19 protein-coding genes and 2 pseudogenes are annotated in these 19,630 nt (G+C 58.5%); 14 read left to right on the top strand and 7 right to left on the bottom strand.

Features of this window, described 5'->3' with window-relative positions:
- Positions 1-122: 122 nt before the first annotated feature.
- The gene (locus tag ACA070_RS16005) at positions 123-1,274 is read right to left on the bottom strand and encodes a PQQ-dependent sugar dehydrogenase (RefSeq protein WP_497447429.1); all 1,152 of its coding nucleotides are present in this window, start codon (positions 1,272-1,274) and stop codon (positions 123-125) included.
- Positions 1,275-1,325: 51 nt separating this feature from the next.
- The gene (locus tag ACA070_RS16010) at positions 1,326-1,685 is read right to left on the bottom strand and encodes a hypothetical protein (protein ID WP_497447430.1); all 360 of its coding nucleotides are present in this window, start codon (positions 1,683-1,685) and stop codon (positions 1,326-1,328) included.
- A 193-nt stretch (positions 1,686-1,878) separates the two neighbouring features.
- Here ACA070_RS16010 and ku point away from each other — a divergent pair, with 193 nt between their 5' ends.
- The gene (gene ku, locus ACA070_RS16015) at positions 1,879-2,751 is read left to right on the top strand and encodes a non-homologous end joining protein Ku (RefSeq protein WP_462027069.1); all 873 of its coding nucleotides are present in this window, start codon (positions 1,879-1,881) and stop codon (positions 2,749-2,751) included.
- 136 nt (positions 2,752-2,887) lie between these two features.
- Here the strand turns inward: ku and lpxO are convergent, their stop codons facing one another.
- Entirely contained in the window at positions 2,888-3,787 is a 900-nt protein-coding gene (gene lpxO / locus ACA070_RS16020) for a lipid A hydroxylase LpxO (protein WP_497447431.1), read from the bottom strand.
- A gap of 494 nt (positions 3,788-4,281) precedes the next feature.
- Between lpxO and ACA070_RS16025 the strand changes: the two genes are divergently transcribed.
- A complete protein-coding gene (locus tag ACA070_RS16025) occupies positions 4,282-5,871 on the top strand; it encodes an ABC-F family ATPase (protein WP_080943075.1) in 1,590 nt (529 codons plus the stop codon).
- 267 nt (positions 5,872-6,138) lie between these two features.
- Complete coding sequence (locus ACA070_RS16030) at positions 6,139-7,326, top strand: MFS transporter (protein ID WP_497447432.1); 1,188 nt, start codon at positions 6,139-6,141, stop codon at positions 7,324-7,326.
- A 204-nt stretch (positions 7,327-7,530) separates the two neighbouring features.
- Here the strand turns inward: ACA070_RS16030 and ACA070_RS16035 are convergent, their stop codons facing one another.
- Together ACA070_RS16035 and ACA070_RS16040 are read right to left on the bottom strand one after the other, a co-directional pair.
- Positions 7,531-8,568 carry an alpha/beta hydrolase family protein gene (locus ACA070_RS16035; RefSeq protein WP_497447433.1) on the bottom strand — a complete coding sequence of 346 codons (1,038 nt, stop codon included), beginning with the start codon at positions 8,566-8,568 and terminating at the stop codon, positions 7,531-7,533.
- A gap of 176 nt (positions 8,569-8,744) precedes the next feature.
- On the bottom strand, positions 8,745-9,356 hold the full coding sequence (locus ACA070_RS16040; protein ID WP_438659255.1) for an FMN-dependent NADH-azoreductase: 612 nt from the start codon (positions 9,354-9,356) through the stop codon (positions 8,745-8,747).
- A 129-nt stretch (positions 9,357-9,485) separates the two neighbouring features.
- Here ACA070_RS16040 and ACA070_RS16045 point away from each other — a divergent pair, with 129 nt between their 5' ends.
- Together ACA070_RS16045 and ACA070_RS16050 are read left to right on the top strand one after the other, a co-directional pair.
- Positions 9,486-10,394 carry a LysR substrate-binding domain-containing protein gene (locus ACA070_RS16045; protein WP_497447434.1) on the top strand — a complete coding sequence of 303 codons (909 nt, stop codon included), beginning with the start codon at positions 9,486-9,488 and terminating at the stop codon, positions 10,392-10,394.
- Positions 10,391-10,750: an MmcQ/YjbR family DNA-binding protein gene (locus ACA070_RS16050; protein WP_461982009.1), complete on the top strand. Its 360-nt coding sequence runs from the start codon at positions 10,391-10,393 to the stop codon at positions 10,748-10,750. Before ACA070_RS16045 ends, ACA070_RS16050 begins: the two co-directional genes overlap by 4 nt.
- Here the strand turns inward: ACA070_RS16050 and ACA070_RS16055 are convergent.
- Both ACA070_RS16055 and ACA070_RS16060 read right to left on the bottom strand, forming a co-directional pair.
- Entirely contained in the window at positions 10,747-11,181 is a 435-nt protein-coding gene (locus ACA070_RS16055; protein WP_497447435.1) for a DUF1294 domain-containing protein, read from the bottom strand. The two genes, ACA070_RS16050 and ACA070_RS16055, sit on opposite strands and share 4 nt — an antisense overlap.
- A complete protein-coding gene (locus ACA070_RS16060; protein WP_462027063.1) occupies positions 11,178-12,008 on the bottom strand; it encodes an undecaprenyl-diphosphate phosphatase in 831 nt (276 codons plus the stop codon). The genes ACA070_RS16055 and ACA070_RS16060 overlap by 4 nt, the downstream gene beginning before the upstream one ends.
- A 379-nt stretch (positions 12,009-12,387) precedes the next feature.
- Between ACA070_RS16060 and ACA070_RS16065 the strand changes: the two are divergent.
- The 9 genes and pseudogenes from ACA070_RS16065 to fapE all read left to right on the top strand — a co-directional run.
- Positions 12,388-13,026 (top strand): annotated as a pseudogene (locus tag ACA070_RS16065) (cache domain-containing protein); the annotation flags it as partial.
- A gap of 318 nt (positions 13,027-13,344) precedes the next feature.
- Positions 13,345-13,932, top strand: a pseudogene (locus ACA070_RS16070) (methyl-accepting chemotaxis protein); the annotation flags it as partial.
- 238 nt (positions 13,933-14,170) lie between these two features.
- The gene (gene pnuC / locus ACA070_RS16075) at positions 14,171-14,734 is read left to right on the top strand and encodes a nicotinamide riboside transporter PnuC (protein ID WP_497447436.1); all 564 of its coding nucleotides are present in this window, start codon (positions 14,171-14,173) and stop codon (positions 14,732-14,734) included.
- A complete protein-coding gene (locus ACA070_RS16080; protein WP_497451959.1) occupies positions 14,731-15,255 on the top strand; it encodes an AAA family ATPase in 525 nt (174 codons plus the stop codon). Before pnuC ends, ACA070_RS16080 begins: the two co-directional genes overlap by 4 nt.
- Positions 15,256-15,586: 331 nt before the next feature.
- The gene (gene fapA / locus ACA070_RS16085) at positions 15,587-16,024 is read left to right on the top strand and encodes a functional amyloid chaperone FapA (protein ID WP_497447437.1); all 438 of its coding nucleotides are present in this window, start codon (positions 15,587-15,589) and stop codon (positions 16,022-16,024) included.
- A gap of 1 nt (position 16,025) precedes the next feature.
- Complete coding sequence (gene fapB / locus ACA070_RS16090; protein WP_497447438.1) at positions 16,026-16,598, top strand: fibril amyloid subunit FapB; 573 nt, start codon at positions 16,026-16,028, stop codon at positions 16,596-16,598.
- A 52-nt stretch (positions 16,599-16,650) separates the two neighbouring features.
- Positions 16,651-18,078 carry an amyloid-like fimbrin subunit FapC gene (fapC, locus tag ACA070_RS16095; protein WP_497447439.1) on the top strand — a complete coding sequence of 476 codons (1,428 nt, stop codon included), beginning with the start codon at positions 16,651-16,653 and terminating at the stop codon, positions 18,076-18,078.
- A gap of 62 nt (positions 18,079-18,140) precedes the next feature.
- Positions 18,141-18,821, top strand: a complete 681-nt coding sequence (fapD, locus tag ACA070_RS16100) for a fibril amyloid maturation endopeptidase FapD (RefSeq protein WP_497447440.1) — start codon at positions 18,141-18,143, stop codon at positions 18,819-18,821.
- A gap of 33 nt (positions 18,822-18,854) precedes the next feature.
- Positions 18,855-19,601 carry a fibril amyloid subunit FapE gene (gene fapE, locus ACA070_RS16105; RefSeq protein WP_497447441.1) on the top strand — a complete coding sequence of 249 codons (747 nt, stop codon included), beginning with the start codon at positions 18,855-18,857 and terminating at the stop codon, positions 19,599-19,601.
- The last annotated feature ends 29 nt before the right edge of the window (positions 19,602-19,630 follow it).

Genomic DNA, 19,630 nt, shown 5'->3' on the forward strand with positions numbered 1-19,630 from the left:
ATCCACTGTGGGAGCGAGCTTGCTCGCGATAGCGGCGTCACATCCAACATTATTGGTGACTGATTCACCGCTATCGCGAGCAAGCTCGCTCCCACAAGGGGGTTTGGTGGCTTCAGAGCTGGTTACTTCAGACCGATCTTGTACAGCCCGCCATCTTCTTCATCGGTCAGCACATACAAGTACCCATCCGGCCCCTGGCGCACATCGCGAATGCGCTTGTTGAGTTCGCCGAGCAAGCGCTCTTCGTGAACCACTTTGTCGCCATCAAACTGCAAGCGGATCAACTCCTGGCTGACCAGCGCACCGATGAACACGTTGTGCTGCCAGACCTTGAAGCGATCAGCGTCGTAGAACGCCATGCCACTAAGGCCGGGGGACTTTTCCCAGACATGGCGCGGCGCCACGGCACCTTCAGCGGTCTTGCCCTTGGCTTCCGGAATTGGCTGACCGGAGTAGTTGATGCCGTGGGTCGCCAGCGGCCAGCCGTAATTCTTGCCGCGCTCGATGACGTTGATTTCATCACCACCCTGCGGGCCATGCTCGTTCTCCCAGAGAACGCCGGTCCACGGATTGAGTGCCGCGCCTTGTGGATTGCGCTGGCCATAGGACCAGATTTCCGGGCGCACCCCGGATTGGCCGACAAAGGGGTTGTCGTCCGGCACCTTGCCGTCGGGGTAGATCCGCACGACCTTGCCTTGCAGCTTGTCGAGGTCCTGGGCGGTCGGACGATCGTTGTTTTCGCCCAAGGTGATGAACAGATAGCCATCGCGATCAAATACCAGTCGCGAGCCGAAGTGGTTGCCGACCGAAAGCTTGGGCTCCTGACGGAAAATCACTTTGAAATCCTTGAGGGTTTTCAGGTCCTCGGACAATTGCCCTCGCCCCACCGCCGTGCCGGCCTTGTCGCCCGCGCCACCGCCCTCGGCGTAAGACAGATACACCGTGCGGTCCTTCTTGAAGTCGGGCGACAGCACCACGTCGAGCAAGCCGCCCTGCCCCTTGGCCCAGACCTTTGGCACGCCATCGATCGGCGCCGAAAGTTTGCCGTCGTAATCCACCACCCGCAGATTGCCGGGCCGTTCGGTGACGAGCATGCCCTTGCGATCGGGCAAGAACGCCAGGGCCCACGGATGTTCCAGGCCCTTGGCAACTTGCCAGACCTCAAGGGTGCCCTGCTCGCTTTTCATGTCCTGGGGCGCCGCCGCGAGAACGGGCGCCGTGGCGGTGATCAGTACGCTGGCGCAGAAGGTGGCCAAGAGGGTTTTACGCAACATGCACGATTCCTTTTGTCGTTCGAATGGCTGGCAAGAACGCTGTCCTGCCGTTCAACGGTTGCTGGTGTCTGCGTCTCGAGGAGGCGGATTGGGAACGAATTTGGGTGGGCTGGCGGGAACCGTTCGGTCCTGCGGATAGCGATTGCCGATGCCACCGTTATCAAGGGTGGGCGGCCGCGGCACGGGTACGGTATTTGGCCCTCGAATGACCGGGGCGCCGGGTTGCGTGCCTTGCATGCTATTGGGATTGGCCCGGCGAATCGGGCTGTTGTAAGGGTTGTTATTGCTGCTCCCCGTTGGACTTTGCGCCAGCAGTAAAGAGGATGCCGGCACTGCGACGTCGGCCCGGGCCAGATTGCTCAACAGGCCACTGAATGCCAGTGCGGTGCAGGCGAGCACGAATCTGTTCATGGGAGGCCTCCGGGCGTCAGCGTGGATAGGGTCTTCGATAGCACGCTACGCCCGGGGTTCGAATTTGTTAACTAAAATCTCTTTCATAAGATGTAACACCAGTTGACCGCCTGGCAGTGCCGGGCCGCAGCCCGCTGAAACTTTTGCGCCGCGCGGCAGGTCACCTGAACACATCACTTGCGAGTAGACGACCATGGCACGGGCAATCTGGAAAGGCGCAATCAGTTTCGGGCTGGTGCATATCCCTGTGGCGCTGGTCTCGGCGACCTCCTCGCAAGGCGTGGATTTCGACTGGCTCGATAGCCGCAGCATGGACCCGGTGGGTTACAAGCGCGTCAACAAGGTCACGGGCAAGGAAGTGACCAAGGAACACATCGTCAAAGGTGTGCAATACGAAAAAGGCCGTTACGTGGTGCTCAGCGAGGAAGAAATCAAGTCGGCGCACCCGTTATCCACGCAGACCATCGACATCTTTTCCTTTGTCGACGCCGAACAGATCCCTCTGCAAAACATCGACACGCCCTACTACCTGGCGCCGGATAAACGAGGTGGCAAGGTGTATGCGCTGTTACGCGAAACCCTGAGCAAGACCAATAAAGTCGCCCTCGCCCACGTTGTCCTGCATACCCGTCAGCATTTGGCTGCGTTGATGCCACTGGAATCGGCGATGGTGCTGGTGATGCTGCGTTGGCCCGCAGAAGTGCGCAGTCTGGAGACGTTGGAGCTGGGCGCTGAAGTAACCAAGCCTGAACTGGCCAAAGGCGAACTCGACATGGCCAAACGTCTGGTGCAAGACATGAGCGCGGACTGGAAGCCTGAGGATTACCGCGACAGTTTTGAAGACAAGATCATGGCGCTGGTCGAGAAGAAAGCGAATGAAGGCAAGATTGAGGATGTGGAATCGGCGACGGGCGAAGAGGAACGTAAAACGGCTGATGTGATTGATTTGACTGAGTTGCTTAAACGCAGTTTGGGGGGCAAGGCTGGCGGGAAGACGGCTGCGAAACCGAAGGCTGCGGAGAAACCGGCAGCAGCGAAAAAAGCCACGAAACGGTCAAGTGGTTGATCGATTACGGAGTGTCTGAGCGTTTTTCGGAGAATCTACCGGCCCCATCGCCAGCAGGCTAGCTCCCACAGTTGGAATGCATTTCATTGTGGGAGCCAGCCTGCTGGCGATGGCGTAATAAGCGGCGACGCAGAATTCAGATCCAGACAAAAAACGCCAGCAACCCACCAAAAAACGCCCACTTCTCAAGGTAATAAAGTTTGCGATTACGCTTCTTCAGCGCCTTGCCCCGCAGGCGAATCGTGTAGATTTTGGCAAACAGGCGGTTGATACCACCGGTCTTGTCCCCCGCATCATTCGGCGCGCCCGCCGCCGACATCACGTTACGGCTGAACCAACCGTTGAACGCCGCCGCCCACCGATACTTCATCGGTCGCTCGACGTCGCAGAACAAAATGATGCGGTTCTGCTGGGTGGTGTTTTCGGCGTAGTGAATGAAGGTTTCGTCGAACATCACCGCTTCACCGTCGCGCCAGTGGTAGTTCTCGCCATCGACGTTGATGTAGCAACCGGCATCGTTCGGCGTTTCCAGGCCCAGGTGGTAACGGTAAGAGCCGGCGTAAGGATCGCGGTGCCGTACCAGTTTGGAGCCCGGCGGCAACTCGGCGAACATCGCGGCTTTGATAGAACCGATGCTTTGCACCAGTTCAGTGGTGCGCGGGCAGAGTTTCGTCGCCGAAGGATGGCTGTCGCCGTACCACTTCAGGTAGAAGCGTTTCCAGCCGGTCTTGAAGAACGAGTTGAAACCGACGTCGTCGTATTGGTTCGAGCGCTTGATCTCCCCGGCCCGAAGCAGGTTCTGGCCTTCCGCGCGAATTTCTTCCCAATGCTCCTGCAACGGACTCAAGTCCGGAAAATCGGCCGGATCGAGGTAAGGCTTGTTGGGGATTTTCGAAAACATATAAAGGAAGCAATTGATCGGCGCCAGAAACGACGAGTGATCACTCAATTGGCGGCCCAGCTTGTGGCGCACCCGACCGCGCAGGTGGACGTAGGCAATGGATACTACATAAACAGCGGCAATAATCAGTTTCACAGAAATCGTCACACGTCAGAGGTGAACAAACTGCTTCCCTCCAGGCCTCGAAGCCCTGGGATCGTGTGCAGCGTCTGAATACGAAAGAGCGCTCCCGAGTGGCCCGTCCTAGAGCCTGCCGATAGTCGGCAACAGGTAGAAAAATGGCATTTTAGTCTCATTTTGTAACCAATAGTTAACCTTCAAATGTGAAAATCTGTCCGCTGATGCCGCCAAAGTGCCCGCGCGACCTCAACGCCCTATCGTTTAAAGAGCCAGACCAGTACAATCGCCGCCAAACATTACGCGCCCCCCTTGGTTGATGACGGGAATGAACCCCGCCTCAGCGCACTTCGACTCGGGCCAAGCGCTCCATATGCTGCTGTCCACTTATTGCCAGATGGACCTTCCGCTTCTGACCGGGATGCATTTCCCGTGGTTCGGATACCGGAAACGGGTACTGAATCGGTACTGCCGCAACCCTAGCTACTCTGAATGCTTCGCAGGAAAAACCTTTGATCTCTACAGCTAACATCACGATGCAGTTCGGCGCCAAGCCGCTATTCGAAAACGTTTCGGTCAAATTCGGCGCGGGCAACCGCTACGGTCTGATCGGCGCCAACGGCTGCGGCAAGTCGACCTTCATGAAAATCCTCGGCGGCGACCTCGAGCCGTCCGGCGGCCAGGTCATGCTCGAGCCGAACGTGCGTCTGGGTAAATTGCGCCAGGACCAGTTCGCCTACGAAGAATTCACCGTCATCGACACCGTGATCATGGGTCACGAAGAGCTGTGGAAGGTCAAAGCCGAGCGCGACCGTATCTACTCGCTGCCGGAAATGACTGAAGAAGACGGCATGGCTGTGGCCGAGCTGGAAACCGAATTCGCCGAAATGGACGGCTACACCGCCGAATCCCGCGCCGGTGAATTGCTGCTGGGCCTGGGTATCGGCATCGAGCAGCACTTCGGCCCGATGAGCGAAGTTTCCCCAGGCTGGAAACTGCGCGTATTGCTGGCTCAGGCGTTGTTCTCCGATCCTGAAGTGCTGTTGCTCGATGAACCGACCAACCACCTGGACATCAACACCATCCGCTGGCTGGAAAACATTCTGACCCAGCGCTCCAGCCTGATGATCATCATCTCTCACGACCGTCACTTCCTGAACAGCGTGTGCACCCACATGGCTGACCTGGATTACGGCGAGCTGCGTCTGTTCCCGGGCAACTACGACGAGTACATGACCGTGGCGACCCAGTCCCGCGAGCAGCTGCTGTCGGACAACGCCAAAAAGAAAGCGCAGATTTCCGAGCTGCAATCGTTCGTCAGCCGCTTCTCGGCCAACGCCTCGAAAGCCAAGCAGGCCACGTCCCGCGCCAAGGCGATCGACAAGATCCAGCTGGCTGAGGTCAAGCCTTCGAGCCGTGTGAGCCCGTTCATCCGTTTCGAACAAACCAAGAAGCTGCACCGTCAGGCGGTCATCGTCGAGCGCATGGCCAAAGGCTTCGACGGCAAGACACTGTTCAAGGACTTCAGCTTCCAGGTTGAAGCCGGCGAGCGCGTGGCGATCATCGGCCCGAACGGTATCGGTAAAACCACCCTGCTGCGCACCCTGGTCAACGAACTGACCCCGGATGCCGGTACCGTGAAGTGGACCGACGCCGCGGAACTGGGCTACTACGCCCAGGACCACGCACACGACTTCGAAGACGACTGCAACCTGTTCGACTGGATGGGCCAATGGACCCAAGGCGGCGAGCAAATCGTTCGCGGCACCCTCGGCCGGATGCTGTTCTCCAACGACGAGATCCTCAAGTCGGTCAAGGTCATCTCCGGTGGTGAGCAAGGTCGCATGCTGTTCGGCAAGTTGATCCTGCAAAAGCCGAACGTGCTGATCATGGACGAACCGACCAACCACTTGGACATGGAATCCATCGAGGCGCTGAACCTGGCGCTGGAAAACTACCCGGGCACGCTGATCTTCGTCAGCCACGACCGTGAGTTCGTATCGTCCCTGGCCACCCGCATTATCGAGTTGAGCCCTAGCGGCGTGATCGACTTCAGCGGTACTTATGATGACTACCTGCGTAGCCAGGGCGTTGTGTTCTAAGCGTTCGCTGTAAATCAAAAGCCCTGTCCTTGTGACAGGGCTTTTTGCATTCCAGGATCAAAAAGTTTTAGCCTGCGTACCGCCACTCTGTAGGAGCCGGCTTGCTGGCGATGGCTTCCTCGAGATCGCCATCGCCAGCAAGCCGGCTCCTACAGAGTGGTGTATTTCAAGGCAAGACCTGCTTGCTTTGATCGTTAGCCTGCTTCCTTTTATTTCACACCCACGCCATGATGCAACTCTCCCACCGCCGCCCGCGAACGAGCCGTCATGTCTGTGCAGCAACTGCCACCGCAAAGCTCCATGGCGATCACCCTACAGATCGTCTCCATCGTTTTTTATACCTTTATCGCGTTCCTCTGCATCGGCCTGCCGATTGCGGTGTTGCCGGGCTATGTCCATGAACAACTGGGTTTCAGCGCGATCATTGCTGGATTGACCATCGGCTCCCAATACCTGGCTACCCTGCTCAGCCGCCCCATGGCCGGGCGTATGTCGGACACCATTGGGACCAAACGGGCGATTGTTTACGGCTTGTCGGGGATCGTGCTGAGTGGCGTGCTGACGTTGATTTCAACCTTGCTGCAAAGCTTTCCGCTGCTGAGCCTGTTGATCCTGATTGCCGGCCGCGTGTTGCTCGGCATCGCCCAAGGCTTGATCGGCGTGGGCACGATCAGTTGGTGCATGGGCCAGGTCGGCGCGGAACACACCGCACGCTCGATTTCATGGAACGGCATTGCGTCTTACGGCGCCATTGCGATCGGTGCGCCGCTGGGCGTAGTGATGGTCGCCGAATACGGCTTTGCCAGCCTGGGGATCGCGCTGTCACTGCTGGCCCTGGCCGCACTGTTGCTGATCCGCAACAAACCCTCGGTGCCGGTGATTCGCGGTGAGCGGCTGCCATTCTGGGCGGTGTTCGGACGCATTGCCCCGTTTGGTGCGAGCCTGAGCCTGGCTTCCATCGGTTACGGCACCCTGACAACCTTTATTACCTTGTATTACGTCAGCCGTGGCTGGACCGGCGCGGCCTACTGCCTGACAGTTTTCGGCATCTGCTTTATTTTGTCGCGATTGCTGTTTATCTCAGCGATCAGCCGCTTCGGCGGCTTCACCTCGGCCATTGCCTGCATGAGTATTGAAACCGTGGGCCTGGTGCTGCTGTGGCTCGCGCCCTCGACCGGCTACGCACTGATCGGCGCCGGCCTGGCCGGGTTCGGTCTGTCGCTGGTGTACCCGGCGCTCGGGGTGGAAGCGATCAAGCAAGTGCCCAACTCCAGTCGTGGTGCGGGGTTGAGCGCCTATGCCGTGTTTTTCGATCTGGCACTGGCGATTGCCGGGCCGTTGATGGGCGCGGTGGCGTTGAACCTGGGGTATTCGTGGATTTTCTTTAGTGCAGCGATGTTGTCGGTGGCCGGACTCGGCTTGACCCTCTTGCTCAAACGCCGCGCAATGGCCTGAGCGAGCGCTATTCCTGTAGCAGCTGCCGAGCCTGCGAGGCTGCGTTCGGCTCGGTCCGCGCTCGGGCGCAGCGGTCGTGAAATCGAGCTCCGCGGTGTTTCAGACAAAAATGTAGATGCAGACTCTACGACTGCTGCGCCCGAGCGCGGACCGAGCCGAACGCAGCCTCGCAGGCTCGACAGCTGCTACACAGATCGGTGGCGATTACTGATCCGCAGTCTGCATCCCGGCCCGGGTTGGCTTGCCCAGCGCACGGGAGAAGAACCGCCCGGCCTCGGACACCATATTGCGATGGATATCTTCGCGGTCGACGCCGTCAGCGTCGGTGCACAGCGCCGGCATGGCGGCGATCTGCTCTTCATTGCAAGGCGCCATGAACACGAAGTGCCCTGCCCCGGCCAGCAATTTGAAGTCCGGTGCGATCGGCAGTTTGCGCGCCAGGGCGGCGGCGTTTTTGTCGAATGCCACCAGTTTGTCGCCATCCCCGCTGTAGAGCAGCACCGGCACATGCACATCGGCCAGGGTATGGCGGCCGAACTTCAGGCTCAGCGGCGCCATCAGCAACAACGCATGCACACGCGGATCCGCCACGGGTTGCAAGTCATCACGGTCGACAATCAACTCGCCTTGGGTGTTGCAGGCATCGCGATCGTCCGGGCGCTCCTGGCAGTAGCGGCGCAGACGATCCAGATCAGGTGTCGCACCGGACAGGATCAACGCCGTCTCGCCGCCCGCCGAATAACCAATCACGCCGACCTGGTCGGCATTGACGAAAGGCGCGAGCATCCGGTCGCCCAGGGTCGCGGTAATGGCTTCGGAAATCTGGATGGGCCGGCCGTACAGGTTACTCAACGTACCGAGGCGGCTGTGATCTTTGGAGTTGTCACCGGGATGGATCACCGCCACCACCACAAACCCTTTGCGCGCCAGCGAGGTGGCGAGGTCGTGCAGCGCCAGCGGGGTTCCGGTGTTGCCGTGAGACAGCATCAGCATCGGGAAACGACCCATCGCAACGCGAGTGTCTTCGCCGGCTTCGACCGTGTAACCCTCGATTTTGCTGGTGTGTTCCCGGTCGCTGGAAGGATAGAACGCGATGGCGCGCATCGGCTGCAAATCCAGGGGGTCGAGAAAACTCATCTCATGGTAGCCGACGCTCCAGTGAGGATGCGGTGCAGGCGCGGCGTGCACTGAATTCAGGCTGCTGAGCAGGCAAATCAGTAATGTTGCACAAAGACGCACCATGGGATGCCCCACCTTGTTACTGGACCGGACGGTAACCCCTGACTGCATAACGCGGGCCACTATATGAATCAACCAGAAATAGACAGAAACAAAAAACTCCGTATCTGGCACTTGCGTGATCAGAATACAGAGTTTTTTGGGTGGTGCCTGAGCTGTTTGAACTCTTTACGCAAGTCTTACGCAGCGGCGAACAACTGCTCGCTGATTTGCGTGTGAGCGTCGCTCATGGCTTTGGTGCGCACTTCGTCACCATAGGCCAGGCCATGGGCGCGAACAAACTCAATGTCGGTAATGCCGATGAAGCCGAACAGCACCTTCAAGTACTCTTCATGCGCAACGCCAGTCGCCTGGCCGGCATGCAGACCGCCAGACGTCGAGACGATCACGACTTTCTTGCCACCGCACAGGCCTTCAGGGCCGGCTTCGGTGTAGCGGAAGGTCTGACCGGCAACGGCAATGCGGTCGATCCAGGCCTTGAGTTGGGTCGGGATGGTGAAGTTGTACATCGGCGCTGCGATCACGACGGCGTCGGCAGCGAGGAATTCGGCCAGGGTGGTGGCGCTCAGCTCGGCTTCGTGCTGTTGCGCGGCGTTGCGCAGTTCAGCGGTGGTGCCGGCGGCTACCAGGGTGGTGGCGGAGAAATGGCTGATGGCATCAGCGGCCAGGTCACGGTAAGTCACCACGGCGGTTGGCTCGGCGGCTTGCCAGGCGGTGACGACTTCGCTGCTCAGCAGACGGGAAGCCGAATTGTCACCAAGAATGCTCGAATCGATATGCAACAGTTTCATAAGGGATCTCCAGGTGAGGATCGCCACCGGGCGATCTGATGGGGAGGATCCTACAGATGAAACCAATAGCTGATTAGCCCGCAACAATGCGATAGTTCGTCCCACTGATAGAACAATCGGATTCCCATCATGCAAGACCTCAACGACCTCTACTATTTCGCCAAGGTGGTCGAAGCCGGCGGCTTCGCAGCGGCCGGGCGTTTGCTGGGGATTCCCAAGTCCCGGCTGTCGCGACGCATTGCCGAGCTGGAAGAACGCCTCGGCGCACGCCTGCTGCAACGCACCACCCGCCAGCTCAAGCTGACGGCAGTGGGCGAACGTTACCTGCGGCATTGTCAGGCGATGCTGCTGGAAGCCGAGATGGCCGATGAAGCCGTGGCCAGCATGTCCAGCGAACCCCGGGGACGCTTGCGGGTGTCCTGCCCCGTCGGCCTGGCCCACGAAATGCTGCCGATGGTGATCAGCCGTTTTCTTGAAAAACACCCCCAAGTGCAACTGGAAGTCATGCTGCTCAATCGCCGGGTCGACCTGGTCACCGAAGGTATCGATGTCGCGCTGCGGGTCCGTGAGTTGGGCGATGAGGACCCGTTGCTGGTGACCCGTCGCTTGCGCCAGGCGCAGATGGCGATGGTCGCCAGCCCGGCCTTCCTGCACGAACGTGAGATCAACCACCCCGAAGACCTGAAAGCCTTGCCGGTGCTGGGCGCACTGGAAGCCGACCGCATGGTGCACATCCGCATGCTCGATCAGCAGGGAAAAAGCTATGACTTAAGCCTGGAAGCGCGACTGGGCATTGACGATTTCATCGTGCGCAAGGCCTGCACGCTCGCCGGTCAAGGCTTTACGATGCTGCCAATGATGTATTGCGAACAGGAACTGGAAAATGGCTCGCTGGTGCAGTTGCTGCCCGACTGGTCGTTGCCTGGCGGCTGGCTGCAAGCGGTCTACCCTCATCGGCGCGGGGTGATGCCGGCCGTGCGTGCCTGGATCGACCATTTGATCGAATCATTCAATGCCTGTGGGGACCGATTGATATGAAGGCTGGACGCATGAGCGAAGAGGACGTCGCGCAATTCTGTCTCGCGCTGCCCGGCGCGCGGGAAGACTATAAATGGGGAGGCGTACGCGTATTTTCGATTGCCGGGAACAAGATGTTCGCCTTGCAGAACCTGCGCGGCGATTCCCTGGCCTTCAAGGTCGACAAGGATCTGTTCCTCGGGCATTGCGACCGCCCGGGCATTCACCCGGCGCCGTATCTGGCGCGGGCTCAGTGGATCATCATGCAAACGCCCTACCCGCTGGGCAGCGAAGAGTTGCAAGGGTTATTGCAACGCTCCCATCAACTGGTGGTGAGCAAGTTGCCCAAGCGTACCCAGGTCAGCTTGCTGCTTTAGAACAACGCGAACAGATGGGCACCAAGGAACAGCTGGTCAATCCAGAACACCTGGTGCATCAGCACAATGAGCCAGAACACCAGCTGATACGAGACCTTGCGGGTCTTGTGCCGAAACACCTGCTGAGCCAGCAACGCGCCCGGCCAGCCGCCCGCCAGCTCGACCGCGTGCAACACGTTTTCCGGAGTGCGCCAGCTGTCGGCGCGCGCCTTGCGCTTGTCGCTCCAGTACAGAAAGAACGCCAGCACGCTGACGATGCCGTAGGCCGCCAGCGGAATCAGCGAAACCCCGCGCAGCCAAAGCGACACCGAGCCCGTCAGCGGCAGCACGCACAGGATCGCCAGCACCAGCAGTTTCAGCCGTGGATGCTGGACCCACTCGCCTCCGGACCTGCGTCCGGGGTTGTTGTTGCGCGCGCCGGAGTCATTCATGGGCGTGCAGCGGCCCAATCGACCCAACCGAACTGCCAGGTAGCCAGAATCAGCAGGCCGAACGCGATGCGATACCAGGCGAACACCGCGTAGCTGTGAGTGCCGATGAACACCAGCAAGCCTCTGACGGCAATCATCGCGAAGATGAACGCGGTGACGAAACCGATCGCGAACACTGGAAGATCGGCCGGTACGAACAGGTCGCGGTATTTGTAGCCCGAATACACCGCCGCACCGACCATGGTCGGCATCGCCAGGAAGAATGAGAACTCGGTGGCCGTCTTGCGCGACAAACCGAACAGCAACCCGCCAATGATGGTCGAGCCGGAACGCGAGGTCCCGGGAATCATGGCCAGGCACTGGGCAAAGCCGACTTTAAGGGCATCTTTCCAGGTGATTTCGTCGACGGTGTGGGCATGCACTTCGTGCTGACGCTTTTCCGCCCACAACATCACGACCCCGCCCACGACCAATGCCGTCGCCACAGTAATCGGGTTGAACAGGTATTCGTGGATCAGATCGGCAAAAATTACCCCCAACACCACGGCCGGCAGGAAAGCGATCAACAGGTTTGCGGTAAAGCGTCGGGCGCTCGGCTGCGTTGGCAAGCCGATGACCACGTCGAAGATCTTGCGGCGAAATTCCCACACCACCGCCAGGATCGCCCCGAGCTGGATAATGATGTTGAACGCCATGGCTCGCTCGCCACCGAAGTTGAGCAAGTCCGCCACAATGATTTGGTGACCGGTACTGGAAATGGGCAAAAACTCCGTCAGCCCTTCTACAACTCCAAGAATCAGTGCCTGCAAGGCGGTCCAAAGTTCCATCAATCCCCCAAAGGCGATGCGCCAAGGCATGCCCCATTAATTTTTTTAACGTTCATCGCGCCAAGCGTAGCTGAGGTCCCACGCGCAAAGGATCCAGACGGAGCCGTAAAAATTCCGTGAAAAATCAACTCGGGTTCAGGTTTTTCCGCGCGGGGCCGAAATCCTATCAGACAAGCCTTGATAACGCTTCCGCGTAATGAGACTTGGGTCGCATATGCCCGACCGGCAAAGCGTGGTTGGATGCTGGCAATCGTCTATTACAAGAAAAAGAAATCGGAGTGACAGCGTTATGAACAGCTTGCGCAGTGTGTCGATCAGCCGACGCTTGTGGCTCATCTTGATCGTGTCGGTGGTGATGTTATTGACGTTGGGCGTATTGATGCTCAAGCAGATCCACGACGACCTTTACCAGGCAAAGGCCCAGAAAACCCAGCACGTGGTGCAGACCGCCAGCGGCATTCTGACTTACTACCACGGCCTGGAAACCGCCGGCACCCTCACCCGCGATGCCGCGCAGAAACAAGCGCTGACCGCCGTGCGCGGGCTGCGTTATGACCAGAACGATTATTTCTGGATCAACGATCTGACGCCGGTGATGGTGATGCACCCGGCCAACCCCAAACTCGATGGCCAGAACCTCTCGGCAATCCGCGACCCGGACGGTTTTGCGCTGTTCAACGAAATGGTGGCCGTCGCCAAGGCCAAGGGCGCCGGCACGGTCGACTATCGCTGGCCTAAACCGGGTGCCAGTGCCCCGGTCGAGAAAACCTCCTACGTCAAATTGTTCGAGCCTTGGGGTTGGGTGATCGGCTCGGGGGTGTACATCGATGACATGCAGGCTGAGTTCTACGCTCAAGCCTGGAAGGCTTCTTTCGTCGGCCTGGTGATTGCGTTGATCATGGCGTTGCTGGTGATCATGATCGCTCGCAGCATCGTGCGTCCGCTCCAGGCCACCGTAAATGCCATGGCCAATATCGCCAGCGGTGAAAGCGACCTGACCCGCAGCCTCGACACCCACGGCCAGGATGAAGTCACTCAGTTGGCCCGGCACTTCAATGCCTTCACCGCCAAACTGCGAGGCGTGATCAGCGAGCTGCAAGTGTCCGCCAGCGCTCTGGGCCAGTCGTCCAGCGAGCTGGGCAACGACGCCGCCCAAGCCCAGCAACGCAGTCAGCAACAGTCCCAGCAAATGGAACTGGTGGCGACCGCGATCAACGAAGTGACTTACGGTGTGCAGGATGTGGCCAAGAATGCCGAGCACGCGGCCAGCGAAATGCGCGATGCCGAATCCCAGGCGCAGCAGGGCCAGATCAACATTGATGGCAGCTTGCAACAGATCGACAAACTGTCCGGCACCATCGATCAAGCTGTTGAAGTGATTCGCACCCTGGCGGCTGAAAGCAACCAGATTGGCAGCGTGCTGGAGGTGATCCGCTCCATCGCCGAACAAACCAACCTGCTGGCGCTCAACGCAGCCATCGAGGCCGCTCGTGCTGGTGAACAAGGTCGAGGGTTTGCGGTGGTGGCCGATGAGGTGCGCCTGTTGGCCCAGCGCACCCAGAAGTCCACGGCGGAGATCCAGTCGATGATCGAACGCCTGCAGACGCACTCCGAAGCGGCGGTCAAAGTGATCGGCGACAGCAGCCGTGCCTCGCAACTGACCATCGAACAGGCCGGTCTGGCCGGTGCCAGCCTGAACGCAATCGGCCAGGCGCTGCGCAACCTAAACGGCCTGAACGCGTCGATCGCCAGTGCGACTCTGCAGCAAGCCCATGTGGTGGAAGACATCAATCAGAACGTCACCCAGGCCGCGGGTTTGTCCCACAGCACCGCGCTGGCGGCGGAACAGTCGAGTGTGGCCAGTGTCCGGCTCAAGGACTTGAGCGAGCAGTTGAACGGCCTCCTCAAACAGTTCCGCGTGTAAAAACGCGCTCTTGTAGCAGCTGCCGAGCCCGCGAGGCTGCGTTCGGCGACGCAGTCGTCGTAAACCCTGCAAACGCAGTTTTACTGTTGCACCGCGGGGGCTGATTTTACGACGACTTCGTCGCCGAACGCAGCCTCGCGCTGCTCGGCAGCTGCTACAGGCCATGTGAGTTGGTTCTACTTAGCGGCGTCTGTCGGTACAATCCGCCCCCTCTTTTGTCTTCCCCCAAGGAACCTCCATGTCCGGGCTTGAACTGTTTGCCGCCACCCTCGGCGTGATTGCCGTCTGGTTGACGGTCAAACAGAACCCCTGGTGCTGGCCGATCGGTCTGGTCATGGTGCTGCTTTATAGCTGGATCTTTTTTGAAGTGAAGCTGTATTCGGACATGCTCCTGCAAGTGATCTACGCCGCGCTGCAGCTTTACGGCTGGTGGCAATGGACCCGTGCGGGTGAGGCGAATACCGGTCGGCAGGTCAGTCGGCTCGATGGAAAATCGATCGCAGGGAGCCTTGTGGCCGGCGCCATTGGCAGTCTGCTGCTGGGTGCCGCCATGGCGCACTGGACCGATGCCGCCCAGCCCTGGCTCGACGCTGCGCTGACCGGGTTCAGCCTGGTGGCGCAATTATGGATGGCGCAAAAACGCGTGCAATGCTGGCCGTTGTGGATCGTCGTTGATGTGATTTTCGTCGGGCTGTTCCTCTATAAAGGCATGTACCTGACCGCCGCCCTTTATGCGCTGTTCTTGTTGCTGGCCGTGCAAGGTTGGCGTGAATGGCGTGCCGACCCGGCATTGCGCGCATGAAGGTTCTGGTGCTGACAGGCCCGGAATCCAGCGGAAAAAGCTGGCTTTCGAACGAGATTCACGCCAACTTTGGCGGCATATTGGTCAATGAGTACGTTCGGCATTTTATCGACAGCGAAGCCCGAGAAACCCGCTACGATGACATCTCATCCATAGCGAATGGCCAGCTGGCTTGGGAAGATGAAGCACGCGCCAGACAACCGTCACTGTTGATTCTCGATACACACCTCTTGAGCAACATCCTTTGGAGTCGCACTTTGTTCGGCGCTTGCCCGACCTGGATCGAGCAAGCTTTGCTGGCACGGCACTACGATCTGCATTTGCTGCTGAGCCCTGAAACCGTGGCCTGGCATGACGACGGGCAACGTTGCCAACCGCAGCTGGCAGAACGCCAGGCGTTTTTCCAGGCCAGCCGCCAATGGCTTGACCTGCACCAGCAGCCTTTCCAGGTATTGCAAGGTGATTGGCAACAGCGCAAGGATGCGGCACTTGAGGCGGTAACACGCTTGCTCAAGGCCTGACAGGGTTGCCCACCCTGCCAAGGATGTTGCATTCCTGAAACACCCTCCCCTGTGCAGAGCCGCGAGCTAAAGCGGTCCGAGCGCTCCAGCACCGATTTGTTAAGCCACTGATACAACCTGCTTTCAGCACCGTTGACGAGCAATGCCGCCGCATGGGGCGACGCTTTGACGTGGGTCTGTCTCAGTGTCTTTACAATAAATTTTTGACTACCTCGACAATTAAATCCAACCCTCTGTTTATAAAAGAAAACCCGAAAGCGGCACACCTTCTGCTCTCTACCTCGCAACGCTGATAAGGGCCAGCGTTCCACTTACAGAAGGAATTGCCGCCGTGGGGAAATTTGATAAGCGCATCTTTAGCGTCCTGCTGATCGGATGCGCACTGGGCTCAAGTGTCTGCCTGCCAGTACAGGCTGAAAACGGCATCATTCTGATCAAACGTGATGTCCAACCGCGCAACGCAACGACTCCACCGTTGATTCCCGATCCTAACCCCACGACCGTCAATGCCAACCCGTCCAAACAAATCCTCAGCCAAACGAACGAGTTGAGCGACGGCGACTTTGCCGGTGTCGCCAGCGGTGCAGGCATCAACCGGTTGGTCTCTCAAAACACCAACAACCTGGGCGGCAATATCTCCAATCAGACCCAACTCTCCAACCTCCCCGCTGGGCGTTCCGGAAACTCGGGCAGCGGTATTGCCAACATGGTCAATTCAAACGTCCAGCAGGGCCTGGGTGCTCTGAGAATCATAACGGGAGACCGTTAAGATGAATCGTACGCTGCTCTTTATCGCCATGTTTTGCAGTGCATCGATCTTTGCCCAACCTCCCGTCATCAATAACGCCGACATCGACGGTTCGGGCATGCAGTACCAAGGCAACCTCACGGTCAACCAGGCGGCGGGCGATTATCAGCAACAGGCCAACGCCCGGGCCATCGCCATTGGCACCAACGCCAGTGCGACCACAGAGATCCGCCAACGGCTGCGTACGCATGTCGACCCCAGGATCGATGCCCGATCCAGCATTCAAGGCGACTCCTTCAGCCACGGCAACGGCGTACTGGGCGTCAACCAGAGCACGGGCGCGAGTAACCAGCAAGCCAATGCCCTGCGGATAAGCATCAGTACACAGCCGCAAAGTATCGACGACAGCGTCCTCATGCAACAGAACGTGGCGCTGCTCAACAACTCCGATCCGACTGACTCTGCACCAGGCTTTCGCCAGGTCACTACCAGTGACCAGGCTTTCACCGGTAGCCGTGGGGTGATCCAGTTGAATCAGAGCGCCGGGGTGGGAAACCGAATGGCCAACACCCTAAGCGTACGGGTCGCGGATTGACCCAAAAAGGTAGGAAACAACACTTAACCTAAAATAAGTACGGAGAATCACCATGAAACCTTCGATGGCACTAAAGCCTCTGGTTTTCGCAATTGCTGCGGTCATGGCTGTAGCTGTACAAGCTGGGCAAAACGATCGGCGTGGCAACCACCATGGCCATCACAACGGCGGCCAACAAACCCCTCCTGCAAGAATGGTCCCTATCAACGCGACTGCCGAAGCAAACGACAGGCAGACCAGTGCCGACAACAGCATCTGGAATGAAGGGACACAAAACTCAGCCGAGATGAGCAGTTCGGCCTCAGGCTCGAGCGGTAACGTCGGTGTCAACGTGGCGGCCGGTGCCGGCAACCAGCAAGACAACGCCGCCGCCATCGCAAACGCTGCCTCCGACAACGCCGCGATCGATAACAGCTTTGTGTTCGGCACTTCCACTGCCACCGCTGACGTCAGGCAAGTCAGCAGAAATAACCGCGTCGACAACTTTGGCGCTACCAACTCTGCCGTTATGAGCGGATCCGGCGGCGGCAGCAGCGGCAATATGGGTGTCAACATTGCTGGCGGCGATCTGAACCAGCAGAAAAACACCATGGCAATTGCCAACACCAATGCCCCACTCGGCAACGCAACCGCCACCGCCTCCGCCAATCAAAACGGTCCTGGCCTGGTTGTGAATAACAACGCCGATCGGACTTATCGTGTGGATACGATCACCGTTACCAATACGGCGAGCGGCAGTTTCTCTAAAGATAAGTCCTTCGAGGCAAGCGGCAGTCAAAGCGCTTCTTCCAGCTGGAACAAGGCCGGTTCCAAAAGCTATGACGCCAGTGGTTCAAAAAGCGTTGATATAAGCGGTTCCAGCAGCAGTAATGCCAGCGGTTCCAACAGCAGTAATGCCAGCGGATCCAACAGCAGCAGTGCAAGCGGTTCTTCAAGCGCTTCTTTGAGTGCTTCCTTGAGCGCTACTTTGGACGCTTCTGCGGCGGCTTCCAGCTCCACTACCGTCAATAATGGCTGGGGCGACCGCACCCGCAGCAGTGCTTCCGACGCATCGTTTAACGGATCGCTCGACGCAACGCTTGACGCTTCGATAGACAAATCGTACGACAGATCGCACGACTCCTCGTACGACAAATCGCGCGACTCTTCGTACGATAGATCGCGCGATTCGTCGTTCGAAAAATCCTACGATAAGTCGTACACGAAGTCGTCTGACTCCTCGTACGAAAAATCGGGCAGTAAATCGTCCGAGTCTGCGTACGACAAAGCGAAAAGCTACAGTGAAAGCAGCTCTTATGATTTGAGTAACACCTACTCCTATCAAGTGCTGACTCCAACTGGCTGGGCCAACCCTGTGACCAACACTGCAACCCTGAGCGGTTCGGTGAACGGCGGCAGCGGCAACCTGGGCGTCAACGTGGCTGCGGGTGTGGGCAACCAACAAAGCAACTCGCTGGCGATCTCCAACCAATCGTTCTAATGGCTGTCTCTGGAGGCCCCCTAACGGGGGCCTTTTTCAACACCACCAGAGGACGTACCACCATGCGCATTATCGCCTTGGCATGTTTGCTTTGCGTGGCCAGTGTGATCGAGGCTGCACAAATGCCGCTTTCCGTCTTGCCGGGCGGCGCGTTGGTGTACAAGCCGATCCAGAGCGTTCGCGAGCGTAAATTTGAGGACCTGGTACAACAGAAAACCGACTTCAGTTGCGGCGCAGCTGCGCTGGCGACCATCTTGCGCCAGGCCTATTGGCTGGACGTGGATGAAGAACAGATCATCGAAGGCATGCTGGCTCATTCCGATCAAGACCTTGTCCGCGTACAGGGCTTCTCCATGCTCGACATGAAGCGTTACGTGGAAAGTATCGGCATGCGGGCCCGTGGCTATCGAGTAGCGCCGGAAACGTTGAGCGATATCAGAATTCCGGTAGTGGTCCTGATGGATATCCGTGGCTACAAACATTTTGTGGTCATGCAAAGAGTCCATAACGGCTGGGTGTATATCGGAGATCCGGTGCTCGGTCATAAACGTTACAAAGTCGACGACTTCATCAAAGGCTGGAACGGAATCATCTTTGCCATCATTGGCCAGGGCTACGACAAAACCAATGCGTTACTCGACCCGCCCATGCCACTGACCGCCAGGAACCGCATCAACGCCTTCAGCCCGGTGCAGGACGCAGAGTTGATGGATTTTGGATTTATCCAAAGCGACTTCTTCTAATAACAAGCGAGCATGACGCTCCGGGAGCATCCAATGAAGACTTCAATCTGGCTGGCCGTGGTTTGCCTGGCCGCCAGCCTGCCGACCGAGGCACAGTCGTTCAAGCCCATCGAACTGAAGGATCAGGAACTGGCGACTCTGCGAGGCCGTTATGTCATGCCGGGACGGATCATCAGTTTCGGCATTACGATGACAAGCACTTGGCAAAATGCCAACGGCGAAGTGATCGGGGCAACGTCCTCGATGCAAATTCAACAATCAACCATCAAGCCACAGTTCTATGTGTCTATGATCGACGAAAAAGGTAATGGCTCGGCGCGCTCGCAAAACACGGGCACTGGCACCGTCACTGGCGGCAGCGGCCTCAACACCACCGAAGGCGTCACTCAAGTCGTGCGGGCTGCCGGCGACAATAATACGGCCTACAACAACGTTGATATCAACGTTACAAAAGCTAACCAGGCGCCAGCAACGCAACAGCAGGGTCAGGCGCTGGCCGCAGGCACGACAATGGTCGGCGCCAATGGCGCGGGCTCGCTCAGCATTTCCTCGACCGGTACTGGTGTGCAACTCAACATCGTGGCCAACAACAACCAGGGCAGTACCGTACAACGCCTGGCCCAGGGTGGGCTTATGCAGAATACGACTTTGCTCGGCAGCAGCAACCAGGTCCGCAACTTCACTTCCTTCAATGTCGTGCTGCGTGACAACGTGCCGACAGCCGGATCGGTGAGCGGCAACCTGGACCAGCTTAAAGGCCTTCGCACTAGCGGATTCTGATCTACGCTCAGTCTCATCAGATGTAGTCA

Source organism: Pseudomonas sp. LBUM1678 (assembly GCF_059695575.1).